Raw genomic sequence first — 20,379 nt, 5'->3', positions numbered from 1 at the left:
TTTGCTGCAATCTCCAATATGTGAATCCGTTTATCATTACATCAGTATGATGATAGTATCTGCAAGAATAGAATAATTACATTTTATCATCAGATCGTCACAAATCAACTATCCGTAATTACAAAATCACCTATCATTCTGCACGAAACCCCACTCGATGGGAGAAATCGCTGCCTTGACAGATGATTCCAAATCATTTACTATATCCATAGCAGATATATCCATAACGGATATAACCATCATAGATATAACAACAATGGATATAATGAGCACACTGTCAAATAAGGAACAGGAGGTACAACATGGCCTTTAATCAATCCCTCCAGATGGAGCAGCTCTCCGACTCAGCCTATTATATTCTGCTGGCATTGCTGACCCCGAAGCACGGTTATGCCATTATGAAGTACATTGAAGAGCTGACCGAAGGCGAGGTCAAGATGGGTCCGGCAACCCTTTACACCCTCATTAAGAAGCTGCAGAAAGCAGGCAGCATCCTTTTGAATGAGGATGAAGATGACCGCCGTAAGACCTATCAGATCACGGCAAGCGGTACAGCTCTGGTCGAGGCGGAGATCGAGCGGCGGTTAAGGATGTCGAAGCATGGCAGCATCGCACAAATGAAAGCCAGGGAGGAGAATTAACATGAAGAACACTAAGCAGACAAGGTATATCCTGTCTAACGGTCTTGCTTTTGCCGAGCAGAGGGAAATGGATAAGCTGAGCAGGTTATCGGAAAAGGGCTGGCATCTGGAGCGCTTCTCGAGGTTCGGGTTTGGGTTCATTGTCCGTAAAGGTGCAGCACATAAGCAGATTTACTGCCTGGATATCCAGCAGGTATCACAAGAGGAGGAGAATGAGTACCGTGAGCTGTTCGCGGCCGGCGGCTGGGATCTGGTTTGCTCTGCAGGGGAAATGCATATTTTTGCGGCAGAACCGGGAACAAGGCCCATCCACTCTGACCGCACTACATTATTTGAGAAATACCGGAAAATCACACGCAGCAGCAAAATTTTCACGCTCGTGGTCATGCTGCTGACTCTCCTCACCATAACTCTGATGTACCTGTCGGGCCAGGTCTGGGATCACTCGCTGCTGTACAACATTAGCCGTGTCTCCATGATAGTCTGTGCGATGTTCTTCCTTCCGTCTCTTATGGTGTACGCTGCTTTTTCTCTAAGACTGCGGGCTTTATCATCGTGATCTATGCTTCGCTCCATGCTTGTCTTACCAAGTGGAAACGGCTACGCCGTCCTTTAAAGGACGGTATCCGTTTCAGCGAGAAATATAAGGATCAGTTATTGCGTGAAACATATAAGTTCTTATATTTACAAAAAGCCGGCCCAAGGGCCGGCTTTTCTGTGCTGCTGCAAGCGTTAAGCTGTTTCCAGTACCGGAAGCAGAATTTCGAATACTTTGCCGTGCTGAAGAATTGTGAGGCCGCGGGCCTTGTCCTTCATTACAACCACTTCAGGCTTTACAGACATACGCTCCAGGTAAAACTCAGGCACGTCGCCGGAATGGCTGATGGTAATGCCCTCTACTTCCTGCTCTTCATTCTCTTCCATCGGGCTGTCCACCACACGGTCAAAAATATCGGAAAAAGCTTCAAAATTATCGGTGTATACAGAAATGCACTTCATCTCTATCCCATCCTCTTCTTCATCTCTACTTCTTTGCTCGGTTTCGTATGAACCTTATCTTTCCTGATTACCGCTGTTTTCATACGTTTCTTGCCTTCCCGGCATACATCCAGCAGCGGGCAGACCTGGCATCCAGGATTCTGTGCTTTACAGTGATATCTTCCGAAGAAAATCAGCCGGTGATGCGTCAGCGTCCATTCCTCACGCGGCACCGCCTTCATCAGCTTTTTCTCCACTTCCAGCACGGAATCTTTCCAGCCTGCTAACGCGAGCCGTTTGGCTACCCGTTCGACATGCGTGTCTACGGCAATAGCCGGAACGCCAAAAGCATTGGACACAACCACATTTGCGGTCTTACGCCCGACACCCGGCAAGGTTACCAGCAAATCATGGGCCTCCGGAATCTCTCCGCCATATTGCTCAATGAGAATGGAGCAGAGGTTCTGAATATGCTTGGCCTTGTTGCGGAATAACCCGATCCGCCGGATATCCTGCTCCAGCTCTTCGAGCGGCACTGCGATGTAATCGGCCGGTGCCTTGTACTTTTGAAACAGGTCCCCGGTTACCTTGTTCACTGTTGCGTCCGTACATTGGGCCGAGAGCAGCACTGCAATGGTTAATTCAAAAGCGTTGCTGTGGTTCAGCTCACAATGCGCATCAGGAAACATATCTCCGATGGTATCCAGAATGTGGCGGACCTCTGCAGCTTTCATAGTGTCCCCTCCACGAAAGTAAGTATAACCGCCTGAAGCCTCACGGATATACATGCTCAAATCTAGAGAAATATAAGCAAAGAATACATTATATCGTATACTTTCTTAGCGTTCAAGCGAACATACTGCTAATCTTATATTTCAAAAAAAACGTCTTGCTCCAGTTAATCCCCTGGAGCAAGACGGTGTTTCTAACAGAAAAGCACCAAAACAATTATTGTTTCACTATTTCTACGATCTTGTCATTATTGAAATACATTATAATATTATCATTTTCTTTAAGAGATTGCACGGATAAAGTCGTGTCACCTTGATGAATATATGCATTTGCAGCCAGTACATAGCGGTAAGTATCATTAAGTGTGGCCCGTTTGGTCAGAATCTCACTGCTTGCACTCTCATAACGGGAGAAGGTCCGGCTGAGCTGGCTGAGTACGGAAATTTTGATAATCCCGTTTGCATCCTTACGCACAATAACCCGGTCAGCTGTCGTCAATCCGCTTAAAGCCGTGGTAGCTGTACCATCGCGGATAATCTGCACGCCGGCACTGGCATTAAACGGCTGGGAAGCGCCTGTATAATCCTTAATGGTGAACGTTCCCGCAGCCGCATCCAAGGAAGTGATTTGCCCCGAATACTGTTTAACCGCCTGCAGGGATACCACAGTAGAGCCGTCAAAATTCACATTTACATAATCGCCTGTTTTGATTTCGCTGATCGTGATGCTCTGGCCGGCTTCATTGGTTAGCGGAACAGCCGCCAGATACAGGTCACTGGTTCCCCCTGTTACTTTGACTGTAAGTTTATTGGCTCCGGCGTTCACGCCTGTCACCTCATGCTGGGAAGCCGAGGCTACGCGCAGCACGGAAATAATCTCCTGATTGCCGGTGAGAACAGCCGTTACCGGTACATTTATTGCCACATCCGACATGGTTGCACCTGTCTTGCCGAAAATATCCACAGCCTGCGGATAACCCATCGTCATCAGCTGGCCGTTAGCCAGTTTAAAGATGATCGTTTTGGTCGAGGCATTTATTGCAGTCAGCGTACCGGTATATTTGGTGGACAGCTCAACCGACAGTGCCCGGTCATTGATGGCCGTAACATCCACCTTCCGGTTCTCAGTCATTCTTGCTCCCATGCTGGTAATTGAAGTCGTCGGGACCCCGTCATAAGCCATCTTTGTGCTTGTATCCAGCTTGATTACATGCGCTTTACCGTTAAAATCAGTGAACGTGAGCAGCTGCGTCTTAACATTGAAGTCCACCACTGTAGCCCCGGTAAACTGGTCAATCTGCCGGCTTAACACTTCAATCTTGGTAACCTGGTCGCTGCTGTTCAGCGTTAGCTGCACATTGTCACCGCCTGTTTTATCAGCGATCAGATCGGCAGCGGCCGGATTCGCAATATTAGGAATCACAATGGCCGGTTTATCTGCCAGCAGCTTGACCTCACGGGTACCGTCCGTTTTTTGATAGACAATGGTTGAACCGGTTAATTCATAGATGAAGCCCTTGACTGTACGCTCGATCCCTGAGGTTACCTCTACGGAACGGATCAGATTATCCTTGACCGTATACGAGACAGCGGCACCCGCCTTCAGATCTGCCGGCCCGATAATGGAATTCTGGGAGCTGAACAGGGACACTCCTTCTTCCCATTTGAAGACTTCTGTCGTGCCGTCTGCAAGCTTGAACGTAATGCTCTTGGCTGCCGTATCTACACTCTGGATGCTGCCTGCAGCCGTTTTGTTAACTACACCGGAGGTCACTTGTACCTTGATAACCTTATGATTGCCGCTGTACGTTTCACGGGTTACTCTGATTTTGCTTCCTGCAGTAATGGCTGCAGGCTGGATTACGGTTCCGTTTACATCGTTGAATAATGTGCCGGCATCATATTCATATTGATCATAACCCAAAGCTGAATCTACCCAGATAATACCCGAAGAGATCTTGGCAAAAGTACCCTCTGCCTGGTCAACTTGCTGCGTAGGATCAGTCAGCTCTACGTAAGCTGCATTATATGTAGCTCCGATCACCGTAACCTTGGTATATGGCTGAATCTCATTCAGAGAGATACGTGTCTCGGAAGTACTGGTGAAATAAGCCGTATTCGCATTAAGCGTGAACTCCGAGGTTCTGCCGTTGCTGTAGAGCGACAGCTTGCCGGCATTCAGCGCACTGACGGTGCCCTTGAATGTATTATCATATTCCAGCGTATTGTGGGCCTGAGCACGGCTGAAGAAGGTTGCCAGCTGTGCCCGGGTTACAGCACCCTGCGGATCAAACCGGTTTCCGTCGAGCCCGTTAGCCAGCCCCAGATCAACCGCCGTATTAATATATCCGCGTTTGCTGGCAGATACTTTGGAATCATCGGCAAAACCGGTAGGTTCTCCGGCTACGGCAGCAGCCTGTGCACTTTTCCCAAGCGCCCGGATCAGAATTTCAGCAATCCACTCCCGGCTGGCCTTCCGTTCCCCCCAGGAGGTCTTCAGATTGTCTGCAGTCATTTCAACTGTTTTATCGAGCAGGCCCTGCTGGAAAGCAAGAATTACATAGGGCTTATAATAATTAGATACCTGAAAATCTGTCGGGAGTGCTGCATCGGTGTTCAAATTCACATTGCCCTGCAGCTTCATGAAACGCAAAGCCATCAGAACCGCTTCCTGCTGGGTAACCGGGTCTCCCGGACGGAATAAGCCGTTATTGCCGACTACAATTCCTTGCGAAGCCAGTTTGTAGATATGCTTCTCAGCCCAGAAGCCTGATTTGACATCACTGAAGATGCTTGCAGCCGCTGCCGTCTGGGTAGTTACCGCTGCGGATGGAGCTGCCGTTGCAGAGGTGTCGGCAAAAGCCGCCCCGGCGCCGCCAAGTACCATGGTGCCGGCCAGAACGGCTGAGACCGCTTTGGCAGAATAGGATCTAATGCTGCGTTTTACTTTTTTTGGACGAGACAATACGGTATTCCCCTCTCTCTGATCATCTGATTTCATCATGGGCTAAACCATCTAAGCTTGTACCCGTATTCCGTGCAGCTGTTACAGCCCGTTATTCTCCCGGGTCATCGGATGAACAAGATCGACATGGCCCATCAGGCTGTCCACTTGCTCTCCATCCACCAGAACATCAATATTCTTCACTTCGGCAAACTGGAAGAAGGTCTGTGACAGTGCACTGATGGCCAGCGCCTCACCGCCGGCTCCAAGCTGTGCTTCATCCGGTTTGTGAACATCCAGCACAATTTGTCCATTCGAGAACTCTAAAGATTTCAGTTCAATTTTGCCCCAGAGCGGAATCTGGTCGGCATTGCTGCTGTTCTGCAGCGCTTTGAAGGCTTCCGTGAATTTTTCTTTGTCATCTGTGAAGCTAACTTGAACCTCTGCAGCTACAAGATCACTCTGCTGCGGGTCGGTATAATAGACCTGGATCGTCTGGCTCTGCTTCGCGGGCTCTGCAGGCTTCTCTGTAGCTGCCGGTGCTTCGGTTGCTGCCGGAGGCGCCGGCTCAGGCGTACTTGTAGCTGCCGGTGTATTATTGCCGCCGCTGTCCGCATTTCCTTCTGCTCCGCTGACTACTTGCCCCGCTGAATCTGCCGGGGCAGCAGCAGGCTTATCCCCGCAGCCCGAAATTACTAATAGCAGCAGCACAGCTGCACCTGTATATATCCATTTCTTGTTCATCACAACATAACCCCCTTAGATGAATATGGGCAGTACAAGGCCGCAAAGTCCCTGTAACCTGAACGGTATGCTCCAAGCCGACTTTGCGGCCCTGGCTGCCGCCCGTTATTATTGAATCCCGAGATATTCCTTAATTCCTCTGACCATCGAAGCAGCGACATTGTTTTGCAGTGCCTCTGTGAACAGCAGCGCTTCATCATTCTTGTTGCTGAGGTAGCCCACTTCAAGCAATACTGCAGGCATGGTCGTTTCACGGATGACATGGAAGTTACCGTAACGCACCCCCCGGTCACTAAGTCCGGTGGCCTGCATGAGATACTTGTGCATCACATTCGCCAGAGCTTTGCTCGCATCCCGCTGGTAGTATGTTTCCGTTCCGCTCGCTGCTGAGGAATTGCTGCTGTTGGCATGGACGGAAATGAACAAATCAGCCTTGAGGTTGTTGGCAATCGCTGCTCTGTCCTTCAGCTCAAGGAAGGTATCATCACTGCGTGTCAGCACTACGTCGATTTTGTTCTCCTGTCTCAGCAACTCCGCCGCTTTCAAGATGACGGCCAGATTGAAATTCTTCTCATATTTACCGGTAACGCCGACAGCGCCTGAATCCTTGGCACCATGACCGGCATCAAGGACAACCAGCTTCCGCCCGCTGTTGCCGGGCTGTGTAGAGGTATCCTCGGTACTCTGCGCATTCAAATCAATAACAATCAGCTTAGAGGTATCTCCTGAAATTTCAACACTATAATTTTTGGGAGTGTTAAGGTCAATTACAAAACGCACGGTATATGGAGTGGTGCTGTATAAAGAGTACCGCACACCCGACACATCCGGATAATCCGTAATCGTCAGCTTACCGTTCAGGTTCGGGTCAAGCTGCTGCCCTGTGCCGAACATATCTGAGAACGTGGCATTCGGCAGATCAATGATCAGCCGCTCCGGGCTGCCTGCTTTGGAAATAGCAGGCTGGGCGTTACCGTCCAAAGCAATCGTCAGCCGGTTCTCATTAAAGCTGATCCCGTTCACCATGCTCAGGCCGTTTGTTCCGCCGTTCGGCGGCACAACAACCGTGTCTCCCCCGTCTCCTTCACCGCTGCCGCCTGTACCCGTGTTAGGCTCAGAAGTAACCGGGGTAATAAGATCTACAATCTTATTAACGTTGTCCCACTTCACCGTCAGGCCAAACTGCTCGCCGATAAACCGGATGGGCACAAGAGTCGTACCGCTGCGCAGGAGCGGGGCGGTAGTCAGCATTACGGTCTTGCCGTCAACAGAGGCCGCAGTCTGATTCACAATCAGCTGCATCGTCTTGCCCTGCTGTTCAATTGTAACGGTCTTGCTTGTCTGGTTCCAGTCCACCTTGTATCCAAGGTTCTCAGCGATCATTCTTAGGGGCACCATGATGGAGTTGTTTACATTCTCCACCTGAACATCCTGCCCTGCGGTCAGCTCCTGTCCATCCAGGAAGATCTTGCTGGACCCGGCGGAAGCAGCTTGTCCATGCTCCGGCAGAATTAATACAAAGAGCAGCAGCAACAGCACACTAGCAAATTTCTTCATTCTTCACCTCTAAGACTCTAGTATTCCGCCCTTACGAGCGATCTTGATGACATTCCAGCTGACAACCTTCGACATAGTTTAGACGCCTAAAGAACCTAAAAGTTGCGAATATATACCATTGCAAGCAGAAACGGCTGTGCCGTCTGTAGATTGGGAAGGTTCCGTTTCTCTTATTAACTGAAGGATACGCTAGCATTAATAAACTATAAATTCTTGTTATCCGGACATAATGCAGTTGGCCGCAGCTCCCTTGCCGCGGGCGTTAAAGACCCAGATATTCCCGAATTCCGGCTACAATCTCACGGGCAAGATTATCCTGCATCTGCTCGCTGTACATGGCCGCTTCATTTCCCGGATTCGTCAGATAACCTGCCTCAAGCAGCACAGCCGGCATGCTTGTTTCCCTGGTTACATGGAGACTCTTGGAGCGGACTCCGTTGTCCTTGAAGCCGGTACCGGCAACCAGATGCTTCTGCATAATCTGGGCCAGCGGAAGACTCTCACTGCGGCTGTAATAAGTTTCACTGCCGTTCACCTTGTCCCGGTTCGGGTACTCTGCTGCGAGTGAATTTCCGTGCAGCGAGATGAACAGGGTCGCTTTCGCGGCTTCAGCGATGGCTACACGCCCCTTCAAATCCAGGGTCGCATCATCCGTGCGCGTATAGACTACATCGGCCCAGCCCTCCTGGGCCAGAATGGCCCCAGCCTTCAGGATGACCGCTAGGTTGAAGGCTTTCTCCGCCTTGCCTGTAAGACTGACCGCTCCCGGCTGTGTTCCTCCATGACCCGCATCCAGTACTACAACCGGTCTGCCGTTCAGTTCCGGATTCACCACAGTCCCCGTACCGTTATTCACCGTATTAAGATCCACCGTAATGAGTCCTGTACTGTCGTCCGTGCTCACCTGATAATTCTGGGGGCCGGCGGTCTGAATTACAAACCGGACCGTTGATGGACTGTTGCTGAACAGGGCATAGCGGATCTCTGTAACCTGCGGATAACCGCTCACATCCAGCTTGCCTTGCGGACTGCCTCCGGTTGATACACCCGGAAAGCTGCCGCTGAAGTCGGAGGCAAAGGCTGCTCCCGGGAAATCTACTACAATCCGGTCAGGTCCGGTAACCTTCGTGACCGTAGGCTTGGCCCCTCCGGCAACAGCAATAATCAGGCGGTTCTCACTGAATACGGCTCCCTTTACCTGCGGAGAAGTAACTACAGGCGCGGGAGTGGCGATAATGCTGCCGCCATGCTCTTCCGTGCTGTCATTGTCTTCCGGCAGCGGCGATGGAGCAGGCACCGTCACAGCGGCTGCAGGGGCCGGTGTAGCAGAAGGCAGCGGATCAGTAGTTACCGGTTCCGGGGTTTGACTTGGAATTCCACCGCTTAAGTACACTGTCTTATCCGTATTATCCCAGCCGACACTCAGTCCGAACTGCTCGCTTACAAAACGGATCGGCACCAGAACAGTCCCGCCGTTCTGCTTCGGGGCGGCATTGAGCGACAGGCTCACGCCGTCAGCTTCAGCAGTTTTGCTTCCCACTGCAAGCTGTACAGATTTACCGTCCTGCTGGACAGTTACCTTGCGGGTCGTCTGCTCCCACAGCACCTCAAAACCAAGGTTCTCCACGACAACCCGGATCGGAATCATAACGCTTCCATTTACGTTCTCCAGGATCACTCCCTTGGGCAGTGCCAGCTCCTTGCTGTCCATCACAATGCGGCCTGCCGTGCTTCCGGCTGCGGCAGCTTCATGTCCGGTGAATGTCAGCAGTAAGAGGGGCAGCAGCAATAGCAATAATACCCGTTGTCCAGCTCGCTTCATCCTTTCCTCTCCTTTTGTCAGTTGATAGATCCATAGATAAGATTAAGACGACAGAATTTCCTAAAAGTTGCCTTTCCCGTTATGAATATATCGATTATAGCAAAAAAACTTCTATTTCCGACAGCCGGAAATAGAAGTTTTGTGTAAAATTTGTAAAGTTTACGAATTTCTTCGCCAGCTGCTCACGGATTTGCCTGATTGACTGCTGGTGAACCTATCCGAATAATTTAGCAGCATGACGTTCTTCGTATGCGGCAATTTCATCAGCATGCTTAAGCGTCAGGCCGATATCATCAAGGCCCTGCAGCAGGAACTGGCGGCGGTGCTCATCCAGCTCAATTGCAATAGACAGGCCGTAATCATCACTCAGCACTTTGTTCTCAAGATCTACGGTAAGCGAGTAGCCGTCATGTTCAGCAGTGCGGCTGAACAGGTCATCTACCTGTGACTCGGACAGCTTAATCGGCAGAATACCGTTCTTGAAGCAGTTATTGTAGAAGATATCCGCGTAAGAAGGTGCAATGACAACTCTGAACCCGTAATCCATAATTGCCCAAGGCGCATGCTCACGTGACGAGCCGCAGCCAAAGTTCGCGCGTGAGATCAGCACGGAAGCTCCCTGATAACGCGGCTTGTTCATCTCGAACGCCGCGTTGTCATTTCCCGCTTCATCAAACCGCCATTCGTAGAAAAGAAATTGTCCAAATCCGGTACGTTCAATCCGTTTGAGGAACTGCTTAGGGATGATCGCATCCGTATCCACATTTACCCGGTCAACCGGGGCTACGATTCCTGTTAATTTTTTGAAGGCTTCCATAATTTATTTCCTCCCGCTCTCTCTCAAAGTATCTATGCGTTGACAGCTTCCGTCATGTAATTCCAGTCACGGACATCAGTGAACCGGCCCTTGATTGCCGCTGCAGCCGCCATCGCCGGAGATACGAGATGTGTACGTCCGCCGCGTCCTTGACGCCCTTCAAAGTTACGGTTTGACGTTGAAGCACAGCGCTGTCCGGGCTGCAGAACGTCAGGGTTCATCGCCAGGCACATACTGCAGCCCGCTTCACGCCATTCAAAGCCAGCCTCGGTGAACACCTTGTCGAGACCTTCCTTTTCCGCCTGCATTTTCACGCGTCCGGAGCCGGGAACTACAATCGCTGTAACCTTGTCAGATACCTTGTGTCCTCTGGCTACCTGTGCAGCAGCCCGCAGATCTTCGATCCGTCCATTTGTACAGGAACCGATGAAGACATAGTCAATGCCAATCTCAGAGATAGGCGTTCCAGGAGCCAAATCCATATATTCAAGCGCTTTTTCAGCGGCTTTACGTTCATTTTCGGTTGTGAAATCTGCAGGGTTCGGAACTGTCGAGTTGATATCCGTACCCATCCCCGGGCTGGTACCCCAGGTTACTTGCGGAATCAGCGTTTCCACATCGAATTCCACTACAGTGTCGTACTGTGCGCCTTCATCACTTACAAGACCTCTCCAGCTCTCTACAGCGGCATCGTATGCTTCGCCCTGCGGCACATACTGGCGTCCGCGCAGATAGTTGAATGTAGTCTCATCCGGCGCAATCAGTCCGGCTCTTGCCCCGCCTTCAATCGACATGTTGCAGACCGTCATGCGCTCTTCCATCGACAGATCACGGATAGCCTGGCCCGTATATTCAATAACATATCCTGTAGCGAAGTCTGTACCGTACTTGGCAATAACGCCGAGAATCATATCCTTGGCTGTTACTCCCGGGTTACGGCTGCCAGTGAAACGCACTTCCATCGTCTTGGCCTTCGACTGCTGCAGACACTGGGTCGCCAGTACATGCTCAACCTCACTGGTCCCGATTCCGAAAGCCAGTGCGCCAAATGCACCGTGAGTGGAGGTATGGCTGTCACCGCAGACAATCGTCTTACCTGGATGCGTCAGGCCGATTTCCGGGCCCATAACGTGAACAACACCCTGGTCAATATCATTCAGGTCGAACAGTCTTACGCCAAAATCACGGCAGTTCTGCGAAAGCGTATCAATCTGCTGCTTGGAGATAGGATCTGTAATGTTGTAACGGTCCTTGGTTGGTACGTTGTGGTCCATGGTTGCAAAGGTCAGACCCGGACGGCGGACCTGGCGGCCGCTCAGCCGCAGACCTTCAAACGCTTGTGGAGAAGTAACCTCATGAACCAGGTGCAGATCGATATAAATGATACTAGGCTTGCCTTCTTCCTGATGAATAACGTGATTGTCCCAAATCTTCTCAAACATTGTCTTGTTGCCCATTGCTTTCACCTCATAATAGTAGGATCGTTCCACTTGGAAGAGAGAGTGGAGTCTCTCTTGAATGCTCTAAATATAACATCAGCGTGTTTATAATTCCAAGATATGATTTCTATAGGGTTCATAGGCTGCGACTATAAGCTTTGTTAACCATTTTGCAGAACGGGGAAATTAAACACCTATACTAATGAACCCTGTTATAGGATATACTTATAGTACTTATAGGTAAATGACTGGTATTGAAGGAGCTTATGTATGGAACTTAGACAATTGCAATATGCACTGCAGATTGCAGCCGAGCGGAATTTCTCCCGTGCTGCCGACAAGCTGCATCTCGCCCAGCCTTCACTCAGCCAGCAGCTCTCCAAGCTGGAAAAGGAGCTGGGCGTACTGCTCTTCCAGCGCAATACCAGCTCCGTTGAGCTGACCCATGCCGGAGAGAAGTTCGTTGAGCAGGCCCAGGCTATTATTGACGCTGTGGAGCTGCTGCGCCAGGAGATGTCCGATATCTCCCAGCTGCGAACCGGGCGGGTAGTGGTCGGCAGCATGCCGATTACCGGAGCGCATCTGCTGCCCCGTGTGCTGCCTGTCTTCAAAAATAAATATTCCGAAATTGAAATCACCCTGCTCGAGGATTCCTCCATGAATCTGGAGAAGCTGACAGCCAGCGGCCAGACTGATCTTAGCCTGCTGTCGCTCCCGCTGGAAATTCCGACGCTGGCTTACGAGGTGCTTGGCGAGGAGCGGATTGATCTGGCCGTTCCGCCCGATCATCCGCTGGCTCCGCGGAGTCTGCAAGGGATCCGCACTTCATTATCAGAGCTTAAGGATGAGCCGTTTATCGTCCTGAAAGAAGGCCAGGGCTTCCGCAAAATGACGGTGGAGCTGTGCCGGGAAGCCGGATTCGAGCCGCAGATTGTTTTTGAGAGCAGCAATATGGAGACGGTTCAATCGCTCGTCGCAGCCGGAATGGGCGTAACGCTCGTTCCCCGCTTCATCGCCCGTGCACCGCGGAGTGAATTCGTGCCTGTGTACCTGCCCCTGGCTGAACCGGTACCCGGACGCACCCTGGTTGTCGCCTACCGGCGGGGCCGCTATTTATCCCGCGCTGCTGAAGCTTTCATTGAGACCTTCAAGGACACCGTTACCGGACTGGCCGGCGAATAATCTGTCTGTCATAAAAATGCCCAACCGGCTCTACAAGCAGCTGATTGGGCTTATATGGCTGCAGCCCGCAATTGCGGACTGCCTATTTACGCAAATTATGCTGGGTGATCATCCGGTTCTGGTCATCAGGCATGCGGGAAGTACTCTCATCCACCGGCCCTCTGCTGCGGGTATCCTCCGCTTTCTCCTCTACAAACTCTCTGATGGCCTTATTTTGGAACTCGGCGGCTTCCTTGGCATTCTGGTTCTGTTCCTGCTGGACATTGTCGCTCTTGCTCACATCAATCCACCTCCTGGTAACAGATTATAAGTATTTTACCCGTTCCCCCGGCAGCTAAACATGTAATTCGCACCTGCAGCGGCCGGAAAAATATTACCCTGGCTGCTCTTTGCAAACCCGGCTTGCCCATGGTATTCTAAAGGACAAATAGTGAAACGTGCAGACGGGACCAGTAAGAATTGGCGTATATCCGCGTACAGAGAGTAAATTCCGGAAGGCTGGGAGAATTTACCGCAGATGTCCATTCTGAATCCTACCCCCGAGCGGCCTGCCCAGTCAGGACGGAAACTCCCGTTATGAGAATGAAGTCGGATGAACCCTCATCAATGAAGGTGGTACCGCGGAAGTTAACAAGCTTTCGTCCTTTGCTAAGTCTTAGGATGGGGGCTTTTTGTCATTTTCAGGTTTGCAGCGATTTTATTTGTGAGAGGAAAGTGAAAGACAATGACGACACGAATCGTGGTCAAAATAGGCAGCAGCTCACTCAGCGGCCCAGAAGGGGGATTAAACCGTGATGCCGTCAGCTTCTTCGCTTCTGAGATAGCTGCACTGCGCAAAGAAGGCTGTGAAGTGCTTCTGGTCACCTCTGGTGCCGTGGCCGCCGGCTTCCGGGGAATCGGCTATGCGTCACGGCCGAAGCTGCTGCATGAGAAGCAGGCTGCAGCGGCTGTCGGACAGGTGATGCTCATGCAGGCTTACCAGGAAGCCTTCGCCCGGCACGGTATTCCTACGGCGCAGATTCTGCTGACCCGTACCGACTTCTGCAGCCGCCGGGCCATGAACAACGCGATGATGACTGTAGAAGAATTACTGCGGCAGGGTGCGGTTCCTGTATTTAACGAGAATGATACCGTTTCGGTAGACGAGCTGAAGTTCGGCGATAATGATACTCTCTCTGCGCTTGTCGCCAATCTGCTGAAGGCGACGCGCCTGCTCGTTCTGACCGATATGGACGGCGTATACAGCGGTGACCCGCGCAAGCATCCGGATGCAGTCCGGTATCAGCATATTGAAGAAATCACACCGGAGATTTATGCCATTGCCGGCGGTGCAGGCACAAGCGTAGGCACCGGCGGCATGCGTTCCAAGATCGATGCCGCCAAAATCGCCACCCGGGGCGGTGTTCCCGTATTCATTGGCAGAGCCACTGAACCCGGCGATTTGTCGCTTGCTGCAGCAGGTACCGGCAGAGGCACTTATTTCGACACCTCCCTCTCCTCACTTCCGGTCAAGAAGCAATGGCTGGGCTTCATGTCCACCCCGCTCGGATCCCTTTATGTGGATGAAGGAGCGGTGACGGCCCTGCTGCATGGCGGGCACAGTCTGCTGCCGGTCGGAGTCAAACGGATTGAAGGCAGCTTCCATTCCGGCGATGTCGTAGAGGTGCTGGGTCCCGATGCGGCGCTGCTTGGCCGGGGCATCGTCAATTATGATGATACCCAGCTGCGGAGCATTCAAGGACTGCCCAGCCGCGAAATCGTTCCTAAGCTGGGCGAGGTTCACCGGCTTGAGGTTATCCACCGCGATGAATGGATTACACTGCGCTAGTAATAGAGGACTTAAGTGTATGCTACCCGTTCCCAATACTTTATAGGAGGAATCTACATGAGTGAAGTAGTAACCAAAGTAACGCTGGCCAAAGCGACCACAGGTGTGATCGCCGGCCTGACTACCGGACAGAAGAATGAAGCCCTGCTGGTCATGGCCGCAGCACTGCGCGCAGAAGCGGACTATATTATTGCAGCGAATGCTGAAGATCTGGAGCGCGGCCGCATGAACGGAACGCCGGAGTCCATGCTGGACCGGCTGGCGCTTGATGTCCGGCGGATTGACGGGATTGCTGAGGGGCTGCAGCAGATCGCCGTTTTGCCGGACCCGGTTGGTGATATGCTTGAAACCATTGACCGGCCGAATGGCCTGCATATTGAGAAAGTCCGCGTGCCGCTTGGCGTGATCGGCATCATCTATGAAGCCCGCCCTAATGTCACTGTCGATGCTGCCGGACTCTGTCTCAAAACAGGCAATGCTGTCGTGCTCCGCGGCGGCTCCTCCGCCCTCTCCTCCAACCGGGCAATCACTCAGGTGCTGCACCGCGCTCTGGCCGGCACTTCAGTTCCGCCGGATGCGCTGCAGCTGATCGAAGATCCTAACCGTTCTTCCGTTGATGAGATGCTGAAGCTGAACGGCCTGCTGGATGTTATTATCCCGCGCGGAGGCAGCTCACTGATTCAGAATGTAGTGATGAACGCCACGGTGCCGGTAATTGAAACCGGTGCAGGCATATGCCATACTTATCTCGATGCAAGTGCTGAGCCAGGCATGGCGCAGCGCATCAGCCTGAATGCGAAAGCACAGCGGCCTTCGGTGTGCAATTCCATGGAGACCCTGCTGATTCACCGGGATTATGCCGTCCTTCATCTGCCGGCGCTGGCCGTGGCTTTCCGTGAAGCCCGTGTGGAACTGCGCGGCTGTCCGGACACGCTGGCCCTTGTACCGTGGGCTTTACCGGTGACGGCTGAGGACTTCGCTACAGAGTACAACGACTACATTCTCAATGTGAAAATCGTTGACACTCTGGACGCAGCGCTGGCGCATATCGCCGAGTTCAGCACCAAGCACTCTGAGTGTATTGTGACTGAGGACAGCAGCCAGGCTGCCCGCTTCCTTCAGGAGGTCGATGCAGCTGCCGTGTATCATAACGCCTCCACCCGGTTTACTGACGGCTTTGAATTCGGCTTCGGCGCGGAGATCGGCATCAGTACCCAGAAGCTTCATGCCCGTGGTCCTATGGGACTGCCTGCCCTGACTTCATGCAAGTATATTATCCATGGTTCAGGCCAGATTAGGGGATAAGAATCATATATTATATAAACCATTTAGGGGGACTACCAGCCATGTGTCAGCAACCATCCATACCGCTTATCAATGATAATATTGTTTTTTATGGCGCAGGCTCAATGGCTGAGGCAATTGTGCGCGGATTGATCGCAAGGAATGTAGTTGAATCCGGCAAAATCATCATGCTGAACCGCAGCAGCAGTGAACGGCTGGCTGAGCTGCGCAGCCGTTACGGCGTGCTCGGCTATAATGACCCGGAGCAAAAAACAGAAGCTCTGCGTACAGCACCAGTCATCGTACTCGCGATGAAACCGAAAGATGCTGCTGAAGCATTGCGGGCACTCGGTCCAATACTTACACCGGATCAGCTGGTAATCTCTGTGATTGCCGGGCTGACGATCCGCACTATGCAGGGTCTCCTGGGCACTCCTCAGCCTATTGTCCGTTCGATGCCCAACACCTCAAGCTCCATCGGTCTTGGTGCCACCGGCATCGCCTTCTCCAAAGAAGTGGACGAGCAGAGCCGCCGCACTGCGCTTAATATCTTCGAGGCTGTCGGTTTAACCGCCGTAATCGACGAAGAACGGATGGAAACCTTGACCGGTATCTCCGGAAGCGGACCGGCTTATATTTACTACATGATGGAAGCGATGATTGCGGCCGGGATCCGCGGCGGACTGCCGCTTGAACAGAGCCGCGAGCTGACCGTCCAGACTGTGCTGGGAGCAGCCCGGATGGTGCAGCAGACCGGTGAAGAACCCGCCGCCCTCCGCAAAAAGGTTACCTCACCGAATGGCTCAACCCAGGCGGCGATTGAAGTGCTGGAACGCGGTGACTTTTTCGAAACCGTCATCTCTGCCGTCAGCCGCTGCGCCGAGCGTTCCCGCGAAATGGGTGCGGCGCTGGAGAAAGAATTGCAATAATTCTTTGATAATGGTCCGTGTACTATTGTTGTCCTGTACTTATGAGATTCCTGTAGAAACAGCCCGCGGTCTGCTTTATTTATAAGCAGATTGCGGGCTGTTTTTGGGATAAGGCAAGAGGAATCAAGGGCATGGGTTCCCTCTGGCTCTCCGTCAATAAAGCAGCCAGTCCCGCAACGGTGTTCAAGTACATAGTTTAGCGTTACGGACAGGAGAGACGTTAAACCTGCAGAAAGCACCTTTGTGACGGCCTCTACGGACACCAGCGCCGTTATTTCGCCAGAAAAGTGGATACATCACTCCAAAAGTGGAAAATAAGGGCTGTGGTGTTCGCAAACCCGCCAAATGGCCCGATAATGAGCTCATAAGGGCCGTGGTGTCCGTAGTACCCGAAGAGTCCGCGCGGCGGTGTTCATGCTCCTTTCCGCAACGCTGTTTCTGTTTCCCTCAGCCCTTCCTGTTCTCCTGCATCCACAATGTTGCCCAGTCTACCAAGGACCTCTGCTCCATGAACCTTACCTGTGCATGTCCAACCTGTACTGGCTGAAGCTTTACTGCCTGCTCATATGCCTGCCCCAGCACGATGAAATCACTGTCATCCACAGCCAACGTCGGATAGGTCACCCACTCACGGACACCATTAACAAGAACCGCACTGCTCTCCTCAACCATATGCTTCCCGGGGAAATCCGCCCGGGTTTCAGCTAAGTGCAGGGAAGTATTCTTGTCATGGCCTACTCCGATCAGCAGGATATGACCATTCAGCTGATACAGTCTGTCCAGCGGTGAGCCCGAGCCAAAGATATTGCTGAGATCATGATTATCCGTCAGAAACTCCGCATGTCTGCCTATTGCAGCAAAGGAGCGGGCGGGATGGTCTGATCTTGCGGCACCCGGCCATTTACGGAGCATTTCGGCCACGACACCCATCCCGACTGCCGGAGTAATCTCCTTATCGTAAGCAGGCCACTCTGCACGGATCAGCGGCCAGCCTTCCGCAGGCACCTCCCAGTGCACCCCTGTCAGCGGATCGAGATTCTTCCATGTCTGTGAAGGCATCATCAGGGTACCAGTTACACCTACAAGCTCCAGAAGCGCACGGATCAATGTCTCAGCCCCGCCGATAACATAACCCAGGCTGCGGAGTGAAACATGCACAAGCACATTCTGCCCTGCCTTTAATCCGCCGGCCGCCAACTGCTTCTTCAAATCTTCCTTTGACAACATCAGAATTGGTTCGTTAACGTTGTTCATCCTCTCTACTCCCTTCAAGTATCGATACTTATGTAAAAAAGACAACCCCGCAGTATTCTGCGGGGTTGTCTCCGGTAATCTGGAAAGCAGTGCCCTTAAGTTCAGATTAATCTATGTCAGGCATAACAATGATATGACTTATCGTCCGCCACTGCGGAATTTCTGGGAATACGCTTTGACATCCTGGGCATTCTTCACCCGGTTGCGGGCCCACTCCAGCAGAATCCGGTCAATGTAGCGGAAATGAACCTTGCCGGCGAAGACAGACTCCTTGAGCGCGAGCAGGATCAGCTCCTCAGGATAGCGGTCTTCGTCTACCCAGCAGGAAATAGTCTCACATTCCATCGGAGACAAGGGCCGGCCGAATTCCTTCTCGAAGATACTGAACAGGCTGCGGCTCTCCTCAGCCTCTTGCTCCCCTGCTCCAGCCGCGCGGCCATAGCCGCCTTCCGGTGCTGAAGCCCCGGAATAGCGCACAGCTGACCGGGAACCCGGACCGCTGTCATCCCGGCTGCGGTTCTCCTGGGACTGCTCCTGTGAGACCTCTGCCAGATAAGCGCCAAGCTTACCGTATAGGCCGGAGAAGTTGTAGCGCTCATAATGGATATCCCTCAGCTCGTCATTATCTCCGTCGATGCTGATGAACCCTTCCTTCATAAGCTTCTGCAGCTCTCCGGCAATCACGGGAATACTGCGTCCGGTTACGGTCTGCAGCTCTTCCAGAGAAGGGAAGTCTATCCCCTCCACCTGTCTGAACGAGAGCAGATGAATCAGCAGCATAGCCTCACTGCCGGTCAGATCCAGCTTCCGGTAATATTTCAAGAGAGCGTAAGGAATGACGGCCATTCCGTTCTCCAGGCCGAAGGCTGCACCTTCACCCCAGATTCTCCATCCTTTTCCGTCCATACTCATGCCCCCTTAAGCCACCCTATTTTACGGGTAGAGACGATACAGTGTACGAGGGAAGGCAATCGTCTCACGAACATGGTCAAGGCCGCAGATCCAGGCTACAGTACGCTCCAGCCCCAGGCCGAAGCCGGAGTGCGGAACGGTACCATAGGTGCGGAGATCCATGTACCATTTGTAGGTATCCATTGAAAGATTATGCTCCTTGAACCGTGACTCCAGCAGCGCCGGATCGTCAATACGCTGCGAGCCGCCGATGATCTCCCCGTAGCCTTCAGGAGCAATCATATCCGCGCACAGTACAACCTCAGGGCGTTCAGGATGCGGCTTCATGTAGAAGGCCTTGAAGGACGCCGGATAATGGGTAATGAACACCGGTCTGTCGCTCAGCTCGGCAATTGCCGTTTCATGAGGTGCTCCGAAGTCATCGCCCCAGGCGATTTCATAACCTTTTTCATTCAGGAATTTAATGGCATCGTCATAGCTGATCCGCGGGAACGGAGCTTTGATATTCTCCAGCTTGGAGACATCGCGGCCGACCGCTTCCAGCTCGGCACGGCAGTTCGTAAGCACGGACTGCACTACAAAGCTGATGAAATCCTCCTGCACGCGCAGGCTTTCTTCATGCTCTGTGAACGCCATTTCCGGTTCGATCATCCAGAACTCAATCAGGTGGCGGCGGGTTTTGGATTTCTCCGCCCGGAAGGTTGGCCCGAAGGAGTATACGCGTCCAAGAGCCATTGCAGCAGCTTCCATGTACAGCTGTCCGCTCTGGGTCAGGTACGCATCCTCTTCGAAATATTTCGTATGGAACAGGTTGGTTGTCCCTTCAGCTGACGTTGGGGTCAGGATCGGCGGATCAACCTTGGTGAACCCGTTCTCGTTGAAAAATTGCTGAACCGCACGGATAATTTCCGCACGGATGACCATTACCGCCCGCTGCTTGGAGGAACGCAGCCAGAGATGCCGGTGATCCATCAGGAAATCAACGCCATGCTCCTTCGGGGTAATCGGATAATTCTCGGTAAGATGCAATACCTCAATCCCGGTAACTGTCATTTCATAACCGGACTGGCTGCGCGGCTCCTCACGGATAATGCCCGTAACATACAGTGAGCTTTCCTGGGTAAGGCTCTTCGCATCGTCCCAGACCTGCTCAGGCACTTCCGACTTCACTACAACACCCTGGATATAGCCTGTACCATCCCGGAGCTGCAGGAACTGGATTTTACCGCTGGAGCGCTTGTTGTTCACCCAACAGCCGATTACAACACTCTCTCCGACATGCTCATTTACGCGTTTAATTACACTCTTGTTAGCCAT

At 52.3% G+C, this 20,379-nt stretch carries 18 protein-coding genes; 6 read left to right on the top strand and 12 right to left on the bottom strand.

All coding sequences use genetic code 11. The features are described 5' to 3' along the window. Positions 1–302 precede the first annotated feature (302 nt). Positions 303–641, top strand: a complete 339-nt coding sequence (locus LOS79_RS04580) for a PadR family transcriptional regulator (protein ID WP_315416630.1) — start codon at positions 303–305, stop codon at positions 639–641. 1 nt (position 642) lies between these two features. Further along, positions 643–1,200, top strand: a complete 558-nt coding sequence (locus LOS79_RS04575) for a DUF2812 domain-containing protein (protein ID WP_315416629.1) — start codon at positions 643–645, stop codon at positions 1,198–1,200. Positions 1,201–1,373: 173 nt separating this feature from the next. Here the strand turns inward: LOS79_RS04575 and LOS79_RS04570 are convergent, their stop codons facing one another. From LOS79_RS04570 to leuC, 8 genes are all read right to left on the bottom strand, one after another. Beyond that, positions 1,374–1,640, bottom strand: coding sequence for a hypothetical protein (locus tag LOS79_RS04570; protein WP_039308864.1), 267 nt, complete (start codon positions 1,638–1,640; stop codon positions 1,374–1,376). A gap of 2 nt (positions 1,641–1,642) precedes the next feature. Then, on the bottom strand, positions 1,643–2,353 hold the full coding sequence (gene nth, locus LOS79_RS04565; protein ID WP_315416627.1) for an endonuclease III: 711 nt from the start codon (positions 2,351–2,353) through the stop codon (positions 1,643–1,645). Between the two features lie 214 nt (positions 2,354–2,567). After that, complete coding sequence (locus LOS79_RS04560) at positions 2,568–5,354, bottom strand: S-layer homology domain-containing protein (RefSeq protein ID WP_315416626.1); 2,787 nt, start codon at positions 5,352–5,354, stop codon at positions 2,568–2,570. A 42-nt stretch (positions 5,355–5,396) separates the two neighbouring features. Beyond that, complete coding sequence (locus tag LOS79_RS04555; protein ID WP_315416624.1) at positions 5,397–6,038, bottom strand: GerMN domain-containing protein; 642 nt, start codon at positions 6,036–6,038, stop codon at positions 5,397–5,399. A gap of 108 nt (positions 6,039–6,146) precedes the next feature. After that, on the bottom strand, positions 6,147–7,595 hold the full coding sequence (locus tag LOS79_RS04550; RefSeq protein ID WP_315416623.1) for an N-acetylmuramoyl-L-alanine amidase family protein: 1,449 nt from the start codon (positions 7,593–7,595) through the stop codon (positions 6,147–6,149). Between the two features lie 262 nt (positions 7,596–7,857). Further along, positions 7,858–9,417, bottom strand: a complete 1,560-nt coding sequence (locus tag LOS79_RS04545; protein ID WP_315416621.1) for an N-acetylmuramoyl-L-alanine amidase family protein — start codon at positions 9,415–9,417, stop codon at positions 7,858–7,860. 214 nt (positions 9,418–9,631) lie between these two features. Beyond that, positions 9,632–10,234, bottom strand: coding sequence for a 3-isopropylmalate dehydratase small subunit (gene leuD / locus LOS79_RS04540; protein WP_315416620.1), 603 nt, complete (start codon positions 10,232–10,234; stop codon positions 9,632–9,634). A gap of 32 nt (positions 10,235–10,266) precedes the next feature. Continuing rightward, positions 10,267–11,691, bottom strand: a complete 1,425-nt coding sequence (gene leuC / locus LOS79_RS04535; RefSeq protein WP_315416618.1) for a 3-isopropylmalate dehydratase large subunit — start codon at positions 11,689–11,691, stop codon at positions 10,267–10,269. A 252-nt stretch (positions 11,692–11,943) separates the two neighbouring features. Between leuC and LOS79_RS04530 the strand changes: the two genes are divergently transcribed. After that, the gene (locus tag LOS79_RS04530; protein ID WP_315416617.1) at positions 11,944–12,855 is read left to right on the top strand and encodes a LysR family transcriptional regulator; all 912 of its coding nucleotides are present in this window, start codon (positions 11,944–11,946) and stop codon (positions 12,853–12,855) included. An 82-nt stretch (positions 12,856–12,937) separates the two neighbouring features. Here the strand turns inward: LOS79_RS04530 and LOS79_RS04525 are convergent, their stop codons facing one another. Next, the gene (locus LOS79_RS04525) at positions 12,938–13,135 is read right to left on the bottom strand and encodes a hypothetical protein (protein WP_315416616.1); all 198 of its coding nucleotides are present in this window, start codon (positions 13,133–13,135) and stop codon (positions 12,938–12,940) included. 444 nt (positions 13,136–13,579) lie between these two features. Between LOS79_RS04525 and proB the strand changes: the two genes are divergently transcribed. From proB to proC, 3 genes are read left to right on the top strand one after another with little or no spacing between them, the layout of a single operon-like run. Continuing rightward, positions 13,580–14,683, top strand: a complete 1,104-nt coding sequence (gene proB, locus LOS79_RS04520) for a glutamate 5-kinase (RefSeq protein WP_315416615.1) — start codon at positions 13,580–13,582, stop codon at positions 14,681–14,683. 57 nt (positions 14,684–14,740) lie between these two features. Next, the gene (locus LOS79_RS04515; RefSeq protein WP_315416613.1) at positions 14,741–15,988 is read left to right on the top strand and encodes a glutamate-5-semialdehyde dehydrogenase; all 1,248 of its coding nucleotides are present in this window, start codon (positions 14,741–14,743) and stop codon (positions 15,986–15,988) included. Between the two features lie 41 nt (positions 15,989–16,029). Further along, a complete protein-coding gene (proC, locus tag LOS79_RS04510; RefSeq protein WP_315416611.1) occupies positions 16,030–16,896 on the top strand; it encodes a pyrroline-5-carboxylate reductase in 867 nt (288 codons plus the stop codon). Between the two features lie 447 nt (positions 16,897–17,343). On the opposite strand, the gene LOS79_RS04505 is transcribed toward proC, so the two are convergent. The 3 genes from LOS79_RS04505 to asnS all read right to left on the bottom strand — a co-directional run bounded on the left by LOS79_RS04505 (position 17,344) and on the right by asnS (position 20,379). After that, positions 17,344–18,150 (bottom strand): AAC(3) family N-acetyltransferase, encoded by an 807-nt coding sequence (locus LOS79_RS04505; protein WP_315416609.1) that lies wholly within the window; start codon positions 18,148–18,150, stop codon positions 17,344–17,346. A 138-nt stretch (positions 18,151–18,288) separates the two neighbouring features. Beyond that, positions 18,289–19,056: a DnaD domain protein gene (locus LOS79_RS04500; RefSeq protein ID WP_315416607.1), complete on the bottom strand. Its 768-nt coding sequence runs from the start codon at positions 19,054–19,056 to the stop codon at positions 18,289–18,291. A 27-nt stretch (positions 19,057–19,083) separates the two neighbouring features. Then, positions 19,084–20,379, bottom strand: coding sequence for an asparagine--tRNA ligase (asnS, locus tag LOS79_RS04495; RefSeq protein ID WP_315416606.1), 1,296 nt, complete (start codon positions 20,377–20,379; stop codon positions 19,084–19,086).

Origin of the sequence: Paenibacillus sp. MMS20-IR301 (assembly GCF_032302195.1) — a bacterium.
GTDB lineage: Bacteria > Bacillota > Bacilli > Paenibacillales > Paenibacillaceae > Paenibacillus_AQ.
Note: the sequence above shows the minus strand (reverse complement) of the source record. Positions and strands in the feature narration are given on the sequence as shown.

What these genes read in the sequence shown, in the direction of transcription:
- LOS79_RS04580 (WP_315416630.1), top strand. Translation starts at nt 303, where the DNA reads ATGGCCTTTAATCAATCCCTCCAGATGGAGCAGCTCTCCGACTCAGCC.
- LOS79_RS04575 (WP_315416629.1), top strand. Translation starts at nt 643, where the DNA reads ATGAAGAACACTAAGCAGACAAGGTATATCCTGTCTAACGGTCTTGCT.
- LOS79_RS04570 (WP_039308864.1), bottom strand. Translation starts at nt 1,640, where the DNA reads ATGAAGTGCATTTCTGTATACACCGATAATTTTGAAGCTTTTTCCGAT.
- nth (WP_315416627.1), bottom strand. Translation starts at nt 2,353, where the DNA reads ATGAAAGCTGCAGAGGTCCGCCACATTCTGGATACCATCGGAGATATG.
- LOS79_RS04560 (WP_315416626.1), bottom strand. Translation starts at nt 5,354, where the DNA reads ATGATGAAATCAGATGATCAGAGAGAGGGGAATACCGTATTGTCTCGT.
- LOS79_RS04555 (WP_315416624.1), bottom strand. Translation starts at nt 6,038, where the DNA reads ATGAACAAGAAATGGATATATACAGGTGCAGCTGTGCTGCTGCTATTA.
- LOS79_RS04550 (WP_315416623.1), bottom strand. Translation starts at nt 7,595, where the DNA reads ATGAAGAAATTTGCTAGTGTGCTGTTGCTGCTGCTCTTTGTATTAATT.
- LOS79_RS04545 (WP_315416621.1), bottom strand. Translation starts at nt 9,417, where the DNA reads ATGAAGCGAGCTGGACAACGGGTATTATTGCTATTGCTGCTGCCCCTC.
- leuD (WP_315416620.1), bottom strand. Translation starts at nt 10,234, where the DNA reads ATGGAAGCCTTCAAAAAATTAACAGGAATCGTAGCCCCGGTTGACCGG.
- leuC (WP_315416618.1), bottom strand. Translation starts at nt 11,691, where the DNA reads ATGGGCAACAAGACAATGTTTGAGAAGATTTGGGACAATCACGTTATT.
- LOS79_RS04530 (WP_315416617.1), top strand. Translation starts at nt 11,944, where the DNA reads ATGGAACTTAGACAATTGCAATATGCACTGCAGATTGCAGCCGAGCGG.
- proB (WP_315416615.1), top strand. Translation starts at nt 13,580, where the DNA reads ATGACGACACGAATCGTGGTCAAAATAGGCAGCAGCTCACTCAGCGGC.
- LOS79_RS04515 (WP_315416613.1), top strand. Translation starts at nt 14,741, where the DNA reads ATGAGTGAAGTAGTAACCAAAGTAACGCTGGCCAAAGCGACCACAGGT.
- proC (WP_315416611.1), top strand. Translation starts at nt 16,030, where the DNA reads ATGTGTCAGCAACCATCCATACCGCTTATCAATGATAATATTGTTTTT.
- LOS79_RS04505 (WP_315416609.1), bottom strand. Translation starts at nt 18,150, where the DNA reads ATGAACAACGTTAACGAACCAATTCTGATGTTGTCAAAGGAAGATTTG.
- LOS79_RS04500 (WP_315416607.1), bottom strand. Translation starts at nt 19,056, where the DNA reads ATGGACGGAAAAGGATGGAGAATCTGGGGTGAAGGTGCAGCCTTCGGC.
- asnS (WP_315416606.1), bottom strand. Translation starts at nt 20,379, where the DNA reads ATGGCTAACAAGAGTGTAATTAAACGCGTAAATGAGCATGTCGGAGAG.